This is a genomic window from Sphingobium sp. TomTYG74 (assembly GCF_055393875.1).
Genome location: NZ_AP027341.1, coordinates 1,632,799 through 1,650,605 on the forward strand (window position 1 = coordinate 1,632,799; position 17,807 = coordinate 1,650,605).

12 protein-coding genes are annotated in these 17,807 nt (G+C 60.0%); 6 read left to right on the forward strand and 6 right to left on the reverse strand.

Going from position 1 to position 17,807, the window contains the following annotated elements; genetic code table 11:
• Positions 1 to 16 precede the first annotated feature (16 nt).
• The 6 genes from ACZ5TB_RS08300 to ACZ5TB_RS08325 all read right to left on the reverse strand — a co-directional run bounded on the left by ACZ5TB_RS08300 (position 17) and on the right by ACZ5TB_RS08325 (position 6,079).
• On the reverse strand, positions 17 to 673 hold the full coding sequence (locus ACZ5TB_RS08300; RefSeq protein WP_464790856.1) for an EF-hand domain-containing protein: 657 nt from the start codon (positions 671 to 673) through the stop codon (positions 17 to 19).
• Between the two features lie 225 nt (positions 674 to 898).
• Complete coding sequence (locus tag ACZ5TB_RS08305) at positions 899 to 2,116, reverse strand: argininosuccinate synthase (protein WP_464787293.1); 1,218 nt, start codon at positions 2,114 to 2,116, stop codon at positions 899 to 901.
• A 241-nt stretch (positions 2,117 to 2,357) separates the two neighbouring features.
• Positions 2,358 to 2,552: a DUF4169 family protein gene (locus ACZ5TB_RS08310; RefSeq protein WP_464790857.1), complete on the reverse strand. Its 195-nt coding sequence runs from the start codon at positions 2,550 to 2,552 to the stop codon at positions 2,358 to 2,360.
• A gap of 9 nt (positions 2,553 to 2,561) precedes the next feature.
• Positions 2,562 to 3,764 (reverse strand): hypothetical protein, encoded by a 1,203-nt coding sequence (locus ACZ5TB_RS08315; protein WP_464790858.1) that lies wholly within the window; start codon positions 3,762 to 3,764, stop codon positions 2,562 to 2,564.
• Positions 3,761 to 4,837, reverse strand: coding sequence for a hypothetical protein (locus ACZ5TB_RS08320; RefSeq protein WP_464790859.1), 1,077 nt, complete (start codon positions 4,835 to 4,837; stop codon positions 3,761 to 3,763). Before ACZ5TB_RS08320 ends, ACZ5TB_RS08315 begins: the two co-directional genes overlap by 4 nt.
• 54 nt (positions 4,838 to 4,891) lie before the next feature.
• Positions 4,892 to 6,079: a hypothetical protein gene (locus tag ACZ5TB_RS08325; protein WP_464790860.1), complete on the reverse strand. Its 1,188-nt coding sequence runs from the start codon at positions 6,077 to 6,079 to the stop codon at positions 4,892 to 4,894.
• 44 nt (positions 6,080 to 6,123) lie between these two features.
• Here ACZ5TB_RS08325 and ACZ5TB_RS08330 point away from each other — a divergent pair, with 44 nt between their 5' ends.
• The 6 genes from ACZ5TB_RS08330 (at position 6,124) to rpoB (ending at position 17,750) form a co-directional block, all read left to right on the forward strand.
• The gene (locus ACZ5TB_RS08330) at positions 6,124 to 7,446 is read left to right on the forward strand and encodes a lipopolysaccharide biosynthesis protein (protein WP_464790861.1); all 1,323 of its coding nucleotides are present in this window, start codon (positions 6,124 to 6,126) and stop codon (positions 7,444 to 7,446) included.
• A 138-nt stretch (positions 7,447 to 7,584) separates the two neighbouring features.
• Positions 7,585 to 8,526 carry a LysR family transcriptional regulator gene (locus ACZ5TB_RS08335; RefSeq protein WP_464790862.1) on the forward strand — a complete coding sequence of 314 codons (942 nt, stop codon included), beginning with the start codon at positions 7,585 to 7,587 and terminating at the stop codon, positions 8,524 to 8,526.
• A 264-nt stretch (positions 8,527 to 8,790) separates the two neighbouring features.
• Entirely contained in the window at positions 8,791 to 10,902 is a 2,112-nt protein-coding gene (locus ACZ5TB_RS08340) for a TonB-dependent receptor (RefSeq protein ID WP_464790863.1), read from the forward strand.
• Between the two features lie 94 nt (positions 10,903 to 10,996).
• Positions 10,997 to 12,112 carry a DUF47 family protein gene (locus ACZ5TB_RS08345; RefSeq protein WP_464790864.1) on the forward strand — a complete coding sequence of 372 codons (1,116 nt, stop codon included), beginning with the start codon at positions 10,997 to 10,999 and terminating at the stop codon, positions 12,110 to 12,112.
• A 127-nt stretch (positions 12,113 to 12,239) separates the two neighbouring features.
• Complete coding sequence (locus tag ACZ5TB_RS08350) at positions 12,240 to 13,241, forward strand: anion permease (protein WP_464778039.1); 1,002 nt, start codon at positions 12,240 to 12,242, stop codon at positions 13,239 to 13,241.
• A gap of 345 nt (positions 13,242 to 13,586) precedes the next feature.
• On the forward strand, positions 13,587 to 17,750 hold the full coding sequence (gene rpoB, locus ACZ5TB_RS08355; protein WP_464790865.1) for a DNA-directed RNA polymerase subunit beta: 4,164 nt from the start codon (positions 13,587 to 13,589) through the stop codon (positions 17,748 to 17,750).
• The last annotated feature ends 57 nt before the right edge of the window (positions 17,751 to 17,807 follow it).

Consider the following 17,807-nt stretch of genomic DNA (forward strand, 5'->3'; position numbering starts at 1 on the left):
CACCCTTCCTGTTCGATCAGTTCTTCGGCGCGGCGTCCGCACCACGGCGGGCCTGCCAGGCTTCGCGCATCGCCTGACGCGCGGCCTTCATTTCATCCGCCGTGACAAAGCCGTCCTTGTTGCTGTCGGCCCTGTCGAACATCGCGATCGGCCGGGCCATGAACTCGGCGCGGGTGAGGACGCCGTCCTTCATCGCCTCGCCGCCTTGGCCGCCACGCCGATGAAACATCATGCCGCCGCCAAAGCCGTGATGGCCGCGCCCGCCAAAGCGGTGGCCTTCATGTCCGCCACGGCCCTTTGCCTCGCCATCGCCGCGACCCCAACGCCCCTGATGCCCGGCCGCAAACTCGGCCTTGCTGATCTGACCGTTGCGATCCGTGTCCAGCGCGGCAAAGCGCTGGTCAAGCCGCGCCTGACGGCTGATCTCCCGATCTTCCTTCGTCAGCTTGCCGTCGCGATTGGCATCCATCTTCACGAAACGCGCGTCGAGCGCGGGGGTCAGTTCAGCCTTGCTGATCTTCCCGTCCTTGTTCGCGTCGGCCATCGCCATCATGCCGCCATGACGGCCTCCAGGGCCACCATCGCCGGGTTGCGCTAGCGCCAGATGCGAAGCGGCCAGCCCGCCGACGAACAGCGCGCCGACAGCAGCGGTGCCCAAAAATTTGCGGATCATCTCTTCTCTTCCTTCCAAGGGATAACGAACGGCCATCGCCGCTCCTGAAACCCCTTATGAGGAAGAATTGTCCCGCAAACTTGTCATGTCACGGCCGAATTTGTCGCAATATGTAACGGGGGGCGAACCTCCCCCCACCCCCGTCATCCCAGCGAAAGCTGGGATCTCAGGAGGCGAGGCGCCAGGCCGCACAAGATCCCAGCTTACGCTGGGATCACGAGTTAATCAGCCGTCCCGCCGACCCAACAGCCGCAACCGAAGCGCGTTCAGCTTGATAAAGCCCGCCGCATCCCGCTGGTCATAAGCGCCCGCATCATCCTCGAACGTGACGACCTTTTCGCTGTAGAGCGAATAAGGCGATTTCCGCCCAACGACCTGAACGCCGCCCTTGTACAGCTTCAGCCGAACCGTACCCGTCACCTTCTCCTGGCTATGGTCGATCGCCGCCTGCAACATCTCACGCTCCGGCGAGAACCAGAAGCCATTATAGATCAGCTCGGCATAACGCGGCGCCAGCTCATCCTTCAGATGCGCCGCACCCCGGTCCAGCGTCAGCTGCTCGATACCGCGATGGGCGAGGTGATAGATGGTGCCGCCCGGCGTTTCATACATGCCGCGCGACTTCATGCCCACGAAGCGGTTCTCGACCAGATCGAGCCGACCGATGCCATGCTTGCGACCATATTCGTTCAACGTTTCGAGCAAAGTCGCCGGGCTCATGCCCACGCCATTGATCGCAACGCCGTCGCCACGCTCGAAATCGACCGTGATATATTCGGGCGCGTCGGGCGCATCCTCCGGGTTCACCGTGCGCGAAAAGACATAGTCGGGCACTTCTTCCCACGGATCTTCCAGCACCTTGCCCTCGGAAGAGGTATGCAGCATGTTCGCGTCGGTCGAAAACGGGCTCTCGCCACGCTTGTCGCGCGGGATCGGGATCTGGTGCTGCTCGGCAAATTCAATGAGCTTGGTGCGGCTGGCCAGGTCCCACTCGCGCCACGGCGCGATCACCTTGATGTCGGGCGACAGCGCATAATAGCCCAGCTCGAACCGCACCTGATCATTGCCCTTGCCGGTCGCGCCATGGCTGACCGCGTCGGCGCCGACCATCTTCGCAATCTCGATCTGCCGCTTGGCGATCAGCGGGCGGGCGATCGACGTGCCCAGCAGATACAGCCCCTCATACATCGCGTTGCCGCGCATCATCGGGAAGACATAGTCCTTCACGAACTCTTCGCGCAGGTCGTCGATGAAGATATGCTCATCCTTGACGCCCATCAGCTTGGCTTTCTGCCGCGCAGGCTCCAGCTCCTCGCCCTGCCCCAGATCGGCGGTAAAGGTCACGACCTCACACTGGTAGGTCTGCTGCAACCATTTCAGGATCACGCTGGTGTCGAGCCCTCCCGAGAAGGCCAGGACAATGCGGTTGATCTTATCGGACATGGGTGGAGCGACCTTCCTTCAAACTTGGCCTGCAAACTGGCGCGAAATTACCGGCGCGCCGGTATCAGGGGTCGGCCCCAAGTGCAACCGAATCGACGTGGATCAATCATGCAAACGGGGCGACACCGTGCGATGCCGCCCCAGTCTGGCTGATTGCAGGGGCTAAACGTGCTTGTGGCTTGAACGTCCGTTCATCTATCCATACCGCTGACGGCAGACTTATATATTCTTGTCTGCCTGCTCATTGGGCCGGCTCGCCAGGTTCCTCCCGTCGGCAGCCCTCGAGTTGCCGCTCGCGTCGCGCCTCCTCCAGCCGACCGCTTTCCCGATCCGCTTTCGTCCGCCCGAACTTGGCACGATTGGCCTCGGCGGCCCGCTCCTTATCCGCCCGCGCCTTCACCTTGCGCGCCTGCCGCAGATTAATGATGTCGGCCATGCCTGCTCCTTAGCGGTGGTCTCGATGAGTCATTGATTTCTCAGCAAGCCAATTCTCAATAGATAAAGCGCCCCGCACTGTAGACGGAATTTCAGCATCATCATCGATAGTATAGCGGAAAAGACGCTCTTGTTCGCCAGAATAAAATTTCCCCCGCTGGCGCCAAACGGGTATCAGTTTTTCCAAATCTTCAAGTGTATGGCAAACATCACCGTTCCTCCAAAATTCATAATCTGGATTGTCATTACCTTTTCCACTATGCACATCCATAAAGAAGCACGGGCGGCGACGTATTAAAAACTCATAAACTTGACTGCTCATGTCACCGATATACATATCCGCTGCGAGCGTATAGCTCATGTCAAATAGGCGGCTGCTGCTTGTATCGATAAGAATATTGGGGCAATTTTCGTACTTCGTGTCGATATTTGGCCTGAATCGTGCGACTTTATATTCAGGAGAAATATGCAACCTTTTCTTAAAAAGCATAACATGCGGAGCGAAAATCAGATTGTATTTGTCCGCGTTTTTGCTGAAAAAACCAAGTATATCGTTACCCATCGTATACCATGACGACAGATGCGGATCAAAATGAGGGTTGTAAACAACCACCGGTAAATCATTGTCGAAAAATCGGGGCCGGGTATCACGGTCTATAGTATCAAATTTGGGATAGCCAATAAGACGACACTGATCCGGCCGGGCAATCTTGTGCCGTTGCATTTCATCGATCAGCTTTTGGCCGCTCAGTAAAAACAAGTCATATTGCGCCAGTTCGGGATGATAAGCGACATTCCGATCACCAGACCCGTGAGGCACATAACAAAATGCCGGAGCATTTTCCCCTAGCGCCCTTTTAACACGCAGACATGTCCGTTCGGTCGAAACGATCATGTCAACTCCGGCAAAGAGAGCGTGGTGCGCGCGCAATCTTGCAAGACGGCGAACCGGCGCGACTTTGTCAAAGGGAGCGAGTGCCGCGTGAAGCCAGGTGGGCAGATCAAGGGAGACCCACTCGATCCTATCCCGCGCATCCAGCGGCATGATCGAGTCAATAGTGGCACGTATCGCAGGCGTGCCAACCGCCGCGATAACGCGAATGGACGGGCAATTGAGCGCCAGTTGCGCCGCTATGCCCGCGATATGAGCAACTTGATGCGCGGCATCATGATTGAAAAGGAAGAGGACTCTAGACTCTTCGCCGACGCTCATGCTTCTACACTGCCCTCTTTAACGAAAGTGACGATAGCCTGCGCAGCGCGGCCCGCTGCACCGGGGCATATGTCGCCCAATGTCGATGCCACAGCCTCAGCCTGTGCAGCCCGATATAGATGATGACGACTCGGAGCCGCCCTGATCGCATCCATCAATTGGGCAGGATCATCGACCACGTCGCCCAAATGCCAGAATAGGTAATGAGGATCATCGCGCCAATCAACTCCATGCGCATTAAGGAATACACAAGGCCGCGGCTCGGTCAGAAATTCGTAAACCTGACTGCTGACGTCGCCAACGTAAATATCCGCCCAATCAGTATAGCTGTTATCCAGTGAACGATCCGATCCTGTATCCACCAGGACGCGATCATTGCTACGCGAATTCCAATATTCTCGTATCGTTTTCGATCGACGATGAAACATTTTTACATGAGGCGCGACAATGAGATTGAATTCATTCTGTCCGGCAAATGCGTCGAGAAAAGGACCCACGAATTTTTGCCAGGACCCCAGCTTTCTATCCTTGTGAGGATTGTACAGCACGATGGACCGTTGCTCGGCAAATGGTGGAGAACTCGACGCGCGCAACCGTTTCGTCGTCTCCAGCTTGATATAACCGGGAGTCGAATATCGACCCGGCCGAATTAAATTCAGGGCGAGCATTCTGTCTGCGGTCTTGCGCCCTGACAGCAATACCATGTCGAACTTGGCAATACGGGGCTGGAACGCAACGGCGCGATCACCCGACCCGTGCGTTAGATAGATCAGAGGGGGATGCTCGGCGAACCCATCAAAAATATCCGCCAGAGTATTCTCGACCGAGATCACCGCATCGTAGCCAAGGAGCATCTCTGCATTCGCTTGCCTGATCTGCTTTTTCATCAGGCCAAAGATTTTCATCCGCTGCGCCCATGTGACCCAGGTCGGCCGCTTTAGCGGATAAGCGGGCAATGGCTGCGAATCATGCGCCTTTTCAATGCGCCGGATGTGCGCAAGCACAGCCGGTTCATTGTAAAAGATATCGACATCGACCCCTGACATGGCAGCCAGTTCGACTGCGACGGCCATGCCGTGATAACATTGATATGGTTCGGCGATGAAAATGAAAGCCAGCCGCATTACTCACCTCGCGGATCGGGAAAGATCGGCCGTATCCAAGATCTCTTCTCCTTGGTCGCATACCGAGAGATGACCTGTGGCCATATATGCCCTTATCGCCTGCGCGGCTCTCCGCGCAGCTCCCGGCGTACGATCACCCAAACTGTCAGATGCTATCCGCTCCTGCAAATCGCGATAGAGAATATGGCGTTCGGACGCCATATGAATGGCCTGCATCAGGTCGGCGGGATTATCGACCACATCGCCAAGGTGCCAGCTAAGAAAATTGGGGTCGTCACGCCAATTAAGGCCGTGCGCGTTAAGGAATACGCAGGGTCGCGGATGGGCAAGAAACTCATAGACCTGACTGCTTACATCCCCAACGTAGATGTCAGCGGCGGCCGTGTAGCTGTTGTCGAGTGAAGAAAAGGAACCTGGATCCACAATAATATTCGGGGTGCTAAGCGCACGCCACTGTTCCCGCGTTCGCGCGGAGCGTCGGCGAAACATTTTTACATGTGGGGCAACGATAAGGTTAAAATTATCCTGCCGCCCAAATTCTTTCAGCATTGGAAGAATGAACTTTTCCCATGACTGCAGGCCGCGCGCTTTATGAGGATTATATAGAACCGTCTGCCGGTTATTGGCGAAAAGGGGAGGACGCGCTGCGCGAAGGCGTTCTGCGGTCTCGATCTTGGGATATCCGGTCAGCGCATAATGGCCTGGCCGAACCAAGCCCAATGACAAAAGGCGATCCGCAGTTTTTCGACCGGTCAGCAGAACGAGATCAAAATTCCCGATGCGCGGCGAAAATCCGACAGCGCGATCCCCAGAACCATGGGACATGTGAATCTTGACGGGACGGCTGGCGACATCCCCGCTGGTGAACAAAGGCGCCACCGAATCCTCGAGCGCAAAAATGGCGTCATAGCCCATCAAATCAGATTCGTTCGCGCGCAGTACCTGGGGCTTGGCTAGACCAAAGATGCGCATTTTTTGAACCGCTCGCGTCACGACAGTGCGCTTCATGCGGATGCAGGGAACGCTCGGCGCATTCAGTGCTTCACGGATACGTTCCAGATGAACGGGGGTTTCTGGATCATTATAGTAGAATGTCACGCTGACGTCTGGCATAGCCGCCAACTCAAATGCTATGGCAGCGCCATGATAGCATTGGTAAGCTTCGGCTATCAGGACAAAGGCTATTTTCATCCGGGCGCTCCATACGGGCGCGCGCGCGATGAGGAAAGAAATATATGACCTCCCTGGACAAGGGCCCACGCGACTTCTTCTCCAATGAAAGCTCCATTACCCGCATAGTCCGCAACGCCGGCTGGATGCTGGCAGGCAAAGGGGCGGGTGCAGTTCTCAGCCTCATCTATCTCGCTGCGGTAACCCGTAGTCTGGGACCCGTGAAATTCGGACAATTTGCCCTCATACTCAGCCTGGGCCAAGCGGTCAGCGGGCTGGTATCATTCCAGACGTGGCGGATCGTCATTCGATACGGCAGCAGTTACGTTCAGAACGGAGATCGCATCGCCTTCAGCCGCATCGCTATCGCTTGTATCCTGATTGACGGCGCCGCGGCGATTGCCGGATGCGCCCTAGTCGCCGTGGGCATCAAATTGGCCGCCCCCTATTTCGGCTGGTCTCCTGCCCTTGCTACCAGCGCGCTACTATATGCGTTCTGCGTATTGCTCTGCATACGCTCCACGGCAGTGGGGGTGCTGCGTGCTCACGACAGGTTTCGGGATGGCGCAGCAGCAGACTCCATCATGCCGCTGACACGTTTGGTGGGCGCTCTCGCGGTCGTCGCCATTGGGCCGACTGTAACCTTGTTCCTCGCCGCTTGGGCGCTTTCAGAAATCACCACGGCGATAGCCTATTGGTGGCTGGTGATCCGGCGGGAAAGCATCGTCATCACACCGGAGAGCTTGCAGAACCTGACCGCCGTTCCTCGCGAACATGCGGGTTTCTGGCATTTTATGACAGTGACAAATCTGGGAGCCACCGTTGCGTCATTGCAGCAGCAATTGCCGGTTTTGCTATCGGGCTTATTTGCAGGTCCGGCGGCTGCCGGGCTGTTTCGCTTCGCCAGTCAATTGAGCCAAGCCTTGGCTCGCATCGGAGATATGCTGGCAAGGTCGATGTTCGCGGAAATGAGCCGCGTCCACGCGCGGGGCGATTCGAACGAAGCATGGGCCTTGCTGCGCCGATCGACACGCCTTTCCATTGCGGCCGGCCTGCTAATCCTTCTATTGGTGATCGTGGCGGGAAAGCCTGCTCTCTACATTATTTCAGGCTCGGCCTATCTTTCCGCATACCCGCTTCTGGTCATGCTGGGTGTGGCAGCGGCCATCGACCTTGCCAGCGTCGGCTTCGAACCGGCCCTCATGGCATCTGGCAAGGCGGGGCAGGCGCTCGCCATTCGTCTAACCTCATTGACTGTCTTGGCCATTTGTCTTTGGCTTTTGCTGCCAAGCATGCAGGAACGGGGAGCGGGGTTTGCCATTATAGCATCCTCCATCACCAATATGGCGTTATTGGCAATTGTTTCGCATCATAAGCTTGGAAGGTAAGTATTCTACCATTTAGCTACCCGCCCGGCGGGTTGAAGCGCCCTGCCCTCATTTCACCGGCTTCACCAATATCGCAATGCAATAAGTAGGACAAAGATCGCGCTTAACCCGGCGTCCCAATTGCACTATCACCGCCGCATGGCCACGCCTTCCCTGCGTCAACTCGACATTTTTGCGCAGATGGTGGCGGCGGGCAGCATGTCGCGCTGCGCCCGCGATCTGGGCGTCCCGGTCGAAGACATCGCACGCGCAATTGCTTCTCTGGAAATGCGTCTTGGCTATCATCTGTTTGAAGGTCCGCCTGATCATCAACGGCTGACTGCCGCCGGGCGCAAGACCGCCGAGGCGATGACCCTCTTGTCGCAGGATCAGTCCGACAGCTGGGCACTTGACGAAGCAGCCCCTCCTTCCCCTCCGCCCGTCGCGCCTGAAGCCGCGCCTGCGGAGCCTCCCCCCGCACCAGCGCGGCAGGCGATCACCCTTGCCGCCCCCGCCCCCGTTTTCGGCCACTTCCAAGAAGCGCTCGCCGCGTTCGAGGCCGCGAATGAGGATATCGCGATCACGCTCGACCTCTCCATCCACCTCGCCGATGAGGCGCGTGGGGCACTGGAGCAGGGCCGCGTCGATATCGCCTATTTCTACGCCTTGGGGGAACAGCCGGGCTTTGCATCCCGCTATGGCTGGTCGGAACAGATCAACCTTTACTCCGGGGCAGACCATCCCCTCGCCCGGCGCGACATCGTCACAGCCGACGATCTGCGGATCAGTCCCACGCTCGCGATGGAGCCGAATAACGGCCTGCGTCGCATCATCGATGAAGCCCTCGACCGGGAAGGCATCAGCATGGGCGCGCCAGTGCTCGAAACCGACAATATGTTCGATATCATGACCATATTACGAGAAGGCGCGGGCTGCTTCGCCGCCTTCGGCCCGCTCGCCCGCGACCTCGGCCGCATGAACGGCATCCGCCGACTGCCCCTCGAACGCCCCCTCCCCTCCATCGAGGTCAGACAGGCCCTGCGCGCCCGCGCCCACGCAGACTCGCCAGTGAGCGCGCTCGCCGAGTTTCTCTTCCTCTGACTTTTGCACCGGGTCCGATCGATCTTGGCCCTGGGTCATTGGTCGATGACACTTGATCGCCGATCCTCAGCGGCGGGCCACTGATCCATGGTCATCAACGCCGGATAGCTGATCCGCGCCACTTTCTGCCCGCCTGCGGACGCCCGCCGCTGCCCTCTATCCCTTCCTCGACAGTCCGCCCAAAACATGAGCCAAAATCAATTGATACGTTATAACATTTAAGTTAGAGGCGCCTCACAACTGTTTCAATCAAGGGTTTCCTTCATGAATTCCCCCCTGCCGCTCCTCCGCGCCAGCTGCGCCCTCACCGCGATCTGCCTCGCCTCCCCCAGCCTCGCCCAATCGTCAGCAACCCAGCCCGGCACCTATCACGATGACCAGCCCAACATAGTCGTCACCGCCATCATCCCCCGCCGCCAGGGTGATATATTATCCGGCACCTCGGTCCTCTCCGGCGCCGAGCTGACACGCGACCTGCGGACCACCATCGGCGAAACCCTTGCCCATCAACCCGGCGTCTCCGCCACCTCCTTCGGCCCCAACGCCTCCCGTCCGATCCTGCGCGGCCTTCAGGGCGAACGGGTGCGCATCCTCACCGATGGCGTCGGCAGCTTCGACGTATCCAACACCTCGGTCGATCACGCCGTCGCGATCAATCCCCTGACCGCCGACCGCATCGAAGTGCTGCGCGGCCCGGCTGCCCTGCTCTACGGCTCATCGGCGATCGGCGGGGTCGTCAATGTGATCGACAGCCGCATCCCCCGACGCGTCCCCGACGAGCCGATCCACATCGAAGGCATCGCCAATTACGGCAGCGCCGCCCACGAACGCAGCGGTTCCGCCGAAATCGAAGCGCCGGTAACGGACAAGATCGTCGTCCACTTCGACGGCAGCTATTCCAAGAGCGGCAATCTCGACACCGGCTCGTACATCCTGACGCCCGCCCTGCGTGCCCAAGCCGCCGCGAGCGGAGACCCCGCCATCACACCCCTCGCCGATCTGCGAGGCAAGCTTCCCAACAGCGCCGCGCGCACCTGGGAAGTGGCTGGCGGGGCGGCGCTCGTGACCGACGGCGGCAACCTGGGTTTCTCGATCGCCCACACGGACAATCTCTACGGCGTCCCCGTCCGCTATTCGGTCGAGCCAGGATCGGAGGCCGAACAGGTCCACCTCCACATGAAGCAGGACCGCGCCGACATGCGCGCCGAACTGCCGGTCAATGGCGGCATCCTGGATTCCATCCGCCTTCGCGCGGGCTTCGCCGATTATCAGCATCAGGAGATCGAACCGTCCGGGGAGGTCGGCACCACATTCTATAACCAGTCGATCGAATCACGGCTTGAACTGGTGCAAGCCAAGCGAGGCGGATGGGATGGAGCCGTCGGCGCGCAATTCTTCGCCCGCAACTTCCATGTCGAAGGTGAAGAGAAATTCCTGCCCCGCAACCGGACGGAGCAACTCGGCTTTTTCACGCTTCAATCCTTCGACCTTGGCAGCAGCCGGATCGAACTGGGCGGACGCTATGAACATAACAAGGTCGGGGCGGAGGCGGACGCAACCTTGTTCAATCCCGCCTATCAGCGCAGCTTCGACGCGTTTTCCGGCTCGATCGGCGCCAGCCAGGAGATACGTCCAGGCTGGCGGGTCGGCCTGAACCTCGCCCGCACCGAACGCGCGCCCTCGGCTGAAGAGCTATTCGCGCGCGGCAATCACGCCGGGACGCAAGCATTCGAGTTTGGCAACCCGAACTTCGACCTGGAGAAAAGCTGGGGCGTGGAAGCCACGCTGCGGGGGGAAGGCCCCGGCTACAGCCTGTCTCTCTCGGCCTATCACAACTGGTTCAACGGCTACATCTACGATGCGCTGGTGGATGACACCGCCTGCATGGCGGTGAACGGCGGAGAGCCTCTGGAATTCCCTTGCTTCCAATATAATCAGGCGGACGCCCGCTATCTCGGCTTTGAAGCAGAGGCATCGGTTAAGCTCGGGGAAGTCGGCGGATACAAGGTCAATCTGGATGGCCTTGCCGATTATGTCCGCGCAACCATCACCGGCTCAGGCCCCGCGCCACGCATCCCGCCGCTCAGGCTACTCGGAGGGATCGAACTTCAGGGCGACCGCCTGAGCTTCCGGGGCGAGGTCGAACATAGTTTTGCGCAGGACAGGATCGCCTCGACCGAAACCCGCACGGATGGCTTCACGCTCGTCAACGCATCGCTGTCCTTCAAGCCGTTGAAAGGGAATGACCGGACCACCATCAGCCTGTCGGCGAACAATATATTCGATGTCGAGGCCCGGCGACATGCCAGCTTCCTCAAGGATTATGCGCCCCTTGCTGGACGGGATATCCGCCTGACGGCTCGACTATCCATCTGACCAACCTAGTTCATTGCGCAATGTGACAGTTTGGTTACAAGGCGCTCATGAATGAGGGGCATTTTATGGCTAAGGCTGAAGGGGCGGACTGGTAATGCGCCAGATTGCCGCCCTGCCCTATGCCACTGATCCCGATGGGTCGATGCGCATCCTGCTGATCACATCGCGCGAAACCCGCCGATGGGTGATTCCCAAGGGAAATCGCATCAAGGGGATGGCCGGACACCGGGCCGCTGAGCTGGAAGCCTATGAGGAAGCGGGCATTCATGGCATCGCCTGCCCCGCTCCCTTGGGCCGCTATCGTTATGACAAACGTCGCCGCAAAGGCGGATCGCGCGAAGCCACGGTTGAAGTTTTCCCCCTTGCAGTGACCGGCCAGTTATCGCAATGGCCCGAGCAGGGGCAGAGGGAACTGCGCTGGTTTCCGGTCGCAGAGGCCGCGAAAGCGGTCGAGGAACCCGATCTTCAAACGATCATCGCGGCCTTTCGCGAACCGCCGCGCGATCCGGGCTGGTTCATCCGAATGCTGCTGCGGGTCAAGGAATGGCAAGCCGAAAGGACTGGAATGCTGCGGTGGTTTCACGCGCTGATGCCCAAACAGGGGCGTTTCTTCGAACAGTTTGAGGATCATGCGGTGACGCTCGTCGCCGGGGCCGATGCGCTCGCCAAGCTGCTGAAGGGCGGCCCGGACATGGACGCACAGATCGAAGAGATCTCCGCGCGCGAGCACGAAGCCGACGACATCATCCGCGAAGTGCTGCAGGATGTCCGTCGCATTTTCGTGACGCCCTTCGACCGCAGCGCCATCACCGGCCTGATCGGCGTGATGGACGACGCAATCGACCAGATGAACCAGACCGCCAAGGCGATCGCCCTGTTCGAGGTCAAGGAGTTCGCGCCCCAGATGCAGGACATGAGCGCTCTTATCGTGGAGTGCGCCCGCATCACAGCCGAGGCGATGCCGCTGCTGCGCTCGCTAAGCCTCAATTCGGTGCGATTGCATGACCTGACCGAGCGGTTGGTGAAGCTGGAAGGGCATGCCGACATACTGCATGAGGCGGGCCTCAAGGCGCTGTATAATCAGGCGCGGGAAGGCAACCCCATGGACTTCGTCGTCGGAAACGAAATCTATGCCCATCTGGAGAAGGTGACCGACCGGTTCGAGGACGTCGCCAACGAAATCTCCGGGCTGGTCATCGACCACGCCTGATCTTCCACTGACCACAGCGCGCTCGCACGCTCGTAAACGGCCGATCCTTAAGCCTCTTCTCAATCGGCGCGAACCACCGAACGGACCCAATATGCTTCGATCCCTGCAGGACAGAGTATAACCCGCGATGGAAGCTCAGCTCGCATTTCCGCTGCTCATTGCCCTTATCGGCATCGCGCTGGCGTTCGATTTCCTGAACGGCCTGCATGACGCGGCAAACTCCATTGCCACGATCGTATCGACCCGTGTGCTAAAGCCCCAATATGCCGTGGCCTGGGCCGCCTTCTTCAACTTCATCGCCTTTCTATTCTTTGGGCTGCACGTCGCGGAAACCGTCGGCAAAGGCATTGTGGATGCTAACATCATTGACGCCCAGGTGATCTTCGGCGCGTTGATGGGTGCCATAGCCTGGAACCTCATAACCTGGGGCCTTGGCATACCCTCTTCCAGCAGCCACGCGCTGATCGGGGGCTTGTTGGGCGCAGGCACGGCAAAGGCGGGCCTGAGCGCTGTCGTATGGAGCGGCGTGTTCAAGACCAGCGCCGCAATCGTCATGTCTCCCGCGATCGGCCTGCTCCTGGCGCTGTTGCTGGTCCTGATCATCAGCTGGATATTCCGCCGCTTCACGCCGCAAGGTGCCGATCGAGTGTTCCGAAAGCTCCAACTCGTATCGGCCTCGCTCTATTCTCTGGGCCATGGCGGCAACGATGCGCAGAAGACGATGGGTATCATCGCCGTCCTGCTCTATTCGCAGGGGATGCTCACGGGCGAATTCCACGTTCCTTTCTGGGTGGTGATTTCCTGCCAGGCAGCGATGGGTCTTGGCACACTGTTGGGTGGATGGAAGATCGTCCACACCATGGGATCGAAGATCACGCGGCTGACACCTGCTCAGGGTTTTTGCGCCGAAACCGGCGGGGCAATCACGCTGTTCATGGCGACGCATCTGGGCGTCCCAGTCTCAACCACGCACACGATAACGGGGGCCATCGTCGGCGTGGGCGCCTCTCGCCGCTTGTCGGCGGTACGGTGGAACGTGGCGTCTAGTATCGTCATCGCATGGGTCGTCACCCTTCCCGCAGCAGCGCTGATCGGTGGAGGTTTTTACGAGCTCACGCGACTTTTCTAACATAGGCACTTCATATCGCGGCCATTGCGATCAGGACGATCTGCCCCTTCACAAAAGGTGGCGATCGCTCTATATGGCGTTTTGAAAATCCGGTTCCTGCAAGCCTTCCGGCGAGCATGAACCGTCCCCTGGATCGCCCGGGGACCGGTTTCGAATAGCGCGCGAAACCGGCGGGATTGGGCGACATTTGGTGGGTCACAAGGTGCTGACAGTGCGGATCGGACAGTCCCGGCCCGCACTTTTTTGCGTGGCGGCAGAAGGGCGAATCAGCCCTTTCACCCGTCTCGTCAGGCTGAATTTCGCTGCGATGCGAAAAAATGCGACGAATTACAGGCAGGAAACGCAATGGCGACCAAAGCTCTCCCCACGATCAGCAATACCGGCGCGAAGAAGCGCATCAGAAAGGTATTCGGCGACATCCACGAAGTAGTGCAGATGCCGAACCTGATCGAAGTCCAGCGGGAGAGCTATGAGCAGTTCCTGCGGTCGGACCCGTCGATCGGCTATGTGTCGGGCCTCGAAAAGACCCTGCGCTCGGTCTTCCCGATCCGCGACTTCGCCGGCACCGCCGAGATGGACTTCGTTCATTACGAGCTGGAAGAGCCGAAGTACGACGTCGAGGAATGCCGTCAGCGCGGCATCACCTATGCAGCGCCGATGCGTGTCACGCTTCGCCTGATCGTGTTCGAAGTCGATCAGGACACCGAAACCCGCTCCGTGCTCGATATCAAGGAGCAGGACGTCTACATGGGCGACATGCCGCTCATGACGGGCAATGGCACCTTCATCGTCAACGGCACCGAGCGCGTCATCGTGTCGCAGATGCATCGTTCGCCGGGCGTTCTGTTCGACCATGACCGTGGCAAGACCCACTCGTCGGGCAAATATCTCTTCGCCGCGCGCGTCATTCCCTATCGTGGTTCGTGGCTCGACTTCGAATTCGACGCCAAGGACATCGTCAACGTCCGCATCGACCGCAAGCGCAAGCTGCCGGTCACCGCGCTGCTCTATGCGCTCGGCCTGACCGCCGAAGACATGCTCGGCTTCTTCTACAACAAGGTCGTGTTCGTCCGTGGCGAAGGCGGCTGGCAGATCCCCTACCTCGCCGAGGCATGGCGCGGCCAGAAGCCCGCTTTCGACATCGTCGATGCCAAGTCGGGCGAAGTCGTGTTCGCTGCTGGCCACAAGATCAGCCCTCGCGCCGCGAACAAGGCAGAGAAGGACGGTCTTGAGACCCTGCTGATCCCGACCGAGGAAGTCTATGGCCGCTACAGCGCCTATGACCTCATCAACGAGAAGACCGGCGAAATCTACATCGAGGCCGGTGACGAAGTCAGCCCTGAAAACCTCGAAAAGCTGGACAAGGCGGGCATCGACCGACTCGAACTGCTCGACATCGATCATGTCACCACCGGCCCCTGGATCCGCAACACGCTGAAGGCCGACAAGGCCGAGGAACGCGACCAGGCCCTGAGCGACATTTATCGCGTCATGCGCCCCGGCGAGCCGCCGACGAAGGAAACCGCTGAATCGCTGTTCGCCGGCCTGTTCTTCGACCCAGAGCGTTATGACCTCTCGGCCGTCGGCCGCGTGAAGCTCAACATGCGCCTCGACCTCGATGCCGAGGACACCGTCACCACCCTGCGCGTCGAGGACATCCTCGCCGTGGTCAAGGAACTGGTGAACCTCAAGGACGGCAAGGGCGAGATCGACGACATCGACAATCTCGGCAACCGCCGCGTCCGTTCGGTGGGCGAGCTGCTGGAAAACCAGTATCGCGTCGGCCTGCTGCGCATGGAGCGCGCCGTGAAGGAGCGCATGTCGTCCGTAGACGTGTCGACGGTCATGCCCAACGACCTCATCAACGCGAAGCCCGCCGTGGCTGCCGTGCGTGAATTCTTCGGCTCCTCGCAGCTGTCGCAGTTCATGGACCAGACCAACCCGCTGTCGGAAGTCACGCACAAGCGCCGTGTGTCGGCACTTGGGCCGGGCGGTTTGACCCGCGAGCGCGCAGGCTTTGAAGTCCGCGACGTGCACCCGACGCACTATGGCCGTATCTGCCCGATCGAAACGCCGGAAGGCCCGAACATCGGTCTGATCAACTCGCTCGCCACGTTCAGCCGCGTGAACAAGTATGGCTTCATCGAGACGCCCTACCGCAAGGTGATCGACACCAAGGTGACCAATGAGGTCGTCTATCTGTCGGCGATGGAAGAAGCCAAGCACACGATCGCGCAGGCGAACGCTGAGCTGAACGCTGATGGCACGCTGGCCGAAGACCTGATCTCGGCGCGTGAAGCGGGCGAATTCCTGATGGCGCCCAAGGACCACATCACCCTGATGGACGTCAGCCCCAAGCAGCTGGTGTCGGTCGCGGCCTCGCTCATTCCGTTCCTGGAAAACGATGACGCCAACCGCGCGCTCATGGGATCGAACATGCAGCGTCAGGCCGTGCCGCTGGTCAATGCCGAGGCGCCGTTCGTCGGCACCGGCATGGAAGGCACGGTTGCGCGCGATTCCGGCGCGGCCATCGCCGCCAAGCGTCCCGGCATCGTCGATCAGGTCGATGCGACCCGTATCGTCATCCGCGCCACCGGCGATATCGAACCCGGCCAGTCGGGCGTCGACATCTACACGCTCCAGAAGTTCCAGCGTTCGAACCAGGACACCTGCATCAACCAGCGTCCGCTGGTGAAGGTGGGCGACCTTATCGAAGGCGGCGACGTGATCGCCGACGGCCCGTCGACGGAGTTCGGCGAGCTGGCACTGGGCCGCAACACGCTCGTCGCGTTCATGCCCTGGAATGGCTACAACTACGAAGACTCCATCCTGATCTCCGAACGGATCGTGAAGGATGACGTCTTCACCTCGATCCATATCGAGGAGTTCGAGGTCATGGCCCGCGACACCAAGCTGGGGCCGGAAGACATCACCCGCGACATCCCGAACGTCGGCGAGGAAGCGCTGCGCAACCTCGACGAGGCGGGCATCGTCTATATCGGCGCCGAAGTGGAGCCGGGCGACATTCTGGTCGGCAAGATCACCCCCAAGGGTGAATCGCCGATGACCCCGGAAGAAAAGCTGCTCCGCGCGATCTTCGGCGAAAAGGCGAGCGACGTGCGCGACACCTCGCTGCGTCTGCCGCCGGGCGTTGCCGGTACGGTCGTGGAAGTCCGCGTCTTCAACCGCCACGGCATCGACAAGGACGAGCGCGCCATGGCGATCGAGCGGGAGGAAATCGACCGTCTCGCGAAGGACCGCGAAGACGAACGCGCCATCCTCAACCGCGCGACCTTCAATCGCCTCCAGGAAATGCTGCTCGGCCAGACCGCAGCTGCTGCTCCGAAGGGCATCAAGAAGGGCGTCGAGATCGACGAGGCTCTGCTGGGCGAAGTCGAGCGTCATGAATGGTGGAAGTTCGCCGTTGCGGACGACACCCGTCAGGCCGGCATCGAAGCCGTCAAGGCGCAGTATGACGAAGCGGTGAAGCTGATCGTCGAGAAATTCGAGGATCGCGTCGATAAGCTGCAGCGCGGCGACGAGTTGCCTCCGGGCGTGCTCAAGATGGTCAAGGTCTTCGTCGCGGTGAAGCGCAAGCTGCAGCCGGGCGACAAGATGGCTGGCCGTCACGGTAACAAGGGCGTCATCTCGCGCATCCTGCCGATCGAGGATATGCCGTTCCTTGAAGACGGCACCCATGTCGATATCGTGCTCAACCCGCTGGGCGTGCCGTCGCGCATGAACGTCGGCCAGATTTTCGAAACGCATCTGGGCTGGGCTGCCCGTGGCCTCGGCCAGCAGCTCAAGCATGCGCTGGAGGAATGGCGTGAAGCCAATCCGAACCCGCAGCCGGGCACCATGCCCGACGCGGTCAAGGAACGGCTGCTTGCATCCTACGGCCCGCAATATGCCGATCAGATCGAAGGCCGCACCGCCGAGCAGATCATCGATCTGGCCGAGCATCTGCAGCGCGGCATTCCGATGGCGACCCCGGTGTTCGACGGCGCCCGCGAAGCCGACGTGTCGGCGATGCTGGAGCTGGCGGGCCTGCACTCATCGGGTCAGTCGGACCTGTTCGACGGCCGCACGGGTGACCGCTTCGACCGTAAGGTGACTGTCGGCATCATCTACATGCTGAAGCTGCACCACCTGGTCGATGACAAGATCCATGCTCGTTCCATTGGGCCGTACTCGCTTGTTACCCAGCAGCCGCTGGGCGGTAAGGCGCAGTTCGGCGGCCAGCGCTTCGGTGAAATGGAGGTGTGGGCGCTCCAGGCCTATGGCGCCGCCTATACCTTGCAGGAAATGCTGACGGTGAAGTCGGACGACGTGGTCGGCCGTACCAAGGTCTACGAAGCGATCGTCAAGGGCGACGACACGTTCGAGGCCGGCATCCCCGAAAGCTTCAACGTGCTGGTCAAGGAAATGCGCTCGCTGGGCCTCAACGTCGAACTCGCCGCGATGGACGAGGTCGAGGACGACGACGGCTTCGCACAGGCGGCGGAATAAAGGGTTTGCGGGGCGCGGCCTGACGGCCGCGCCCTCCCCTTCGCTCCAAAGATTTGC

Coding starts and splice junctions, on each gene's coding strand:
- ACZ5TB_RS08340 (WP_464790863.1), top strand. CDS start 8,791: ATGAATTCCCCCCTGCCGCTCCTCCGCGCCAGCTGCGCCCTCACCGCG.
- ACZ5TB_RS08325 (WP_464790860.1), bottom strand. CDS start 6,079: ATGAAAATAGCCTTTGTCCTGATAGCCGAAGCTTACCAATGCTATCAT.
- ACZ5TB_RS08335 (WP_464790862.1), top strand. CDS start 7,585: ATGGCCACGCCTTCCCTGCGTCAACTCGACATTTTTGCGCAGATGGTG.
- ACZ5TB_RS08350 (WP_464778039.1), top strand. CDS start 12,240: ATGGAAGCTCAGCTCGCATTTCCGCTGCTCATTGCCCTTATCGGCATC.
- ACZ5TB_RS08345 (WP_464790864.1), top strand. CDS start 10,997: ATGCGCCAGATTGCCGCCCTGCCCTATGCCACTGATCCCGATGGGTCG.
- ACZ5TB_RS08320 (WP_464790859.1), bottom strand. CDS start 4,837: ATGGCCGTCGCAGTCGAACTGGCTGCCATGTCAGGGGTCGATGTCGAT.
- ACZ5TB_RS08315 (WP_464790858.1), bottom strand. CDS start 3,764: ATGAGCGTCGGCGAAGAGTCTAGAGTCCTCTTCCTTTTCAATCATGAT.
- ACZ5TB_RS08305 (WP_464787293.1), bottom strand. CDS start 2,116: ATGTCCGATAAGATCAACCGCATTGTCCTGGCCTTCTCGGGAGGGCTC.
- rpoB (WP_464790865.1), top strand. CDS start 13,587: ATGGCGACCAAAGCTCTCCCCACGATCAGCAATACCGGCGCGAAGAAG.
- ACZ5TB_RS08300 (WP_464790856.1), bottom strand. CDS start 673: ATGATCCGCAAATTTTTGGGCACCGCTGCTGTCGGCGCGCTGTTCGTC.
- ACZ5TB_RS08330 (WP_464790861.1), top strand. CDS start 6,124: ATGACCTCCCTGGACAAGGGCCCACGCGACTTCTTCTCCAATGAAAGC.
- ACZ5TB_RS08310 (WP_464790857.1), bottom strand. CDS start 2,552: ATGGCCGACATCATTAATCTGCGGCAGGCGCGCAAGGTGAAGGCGCGG.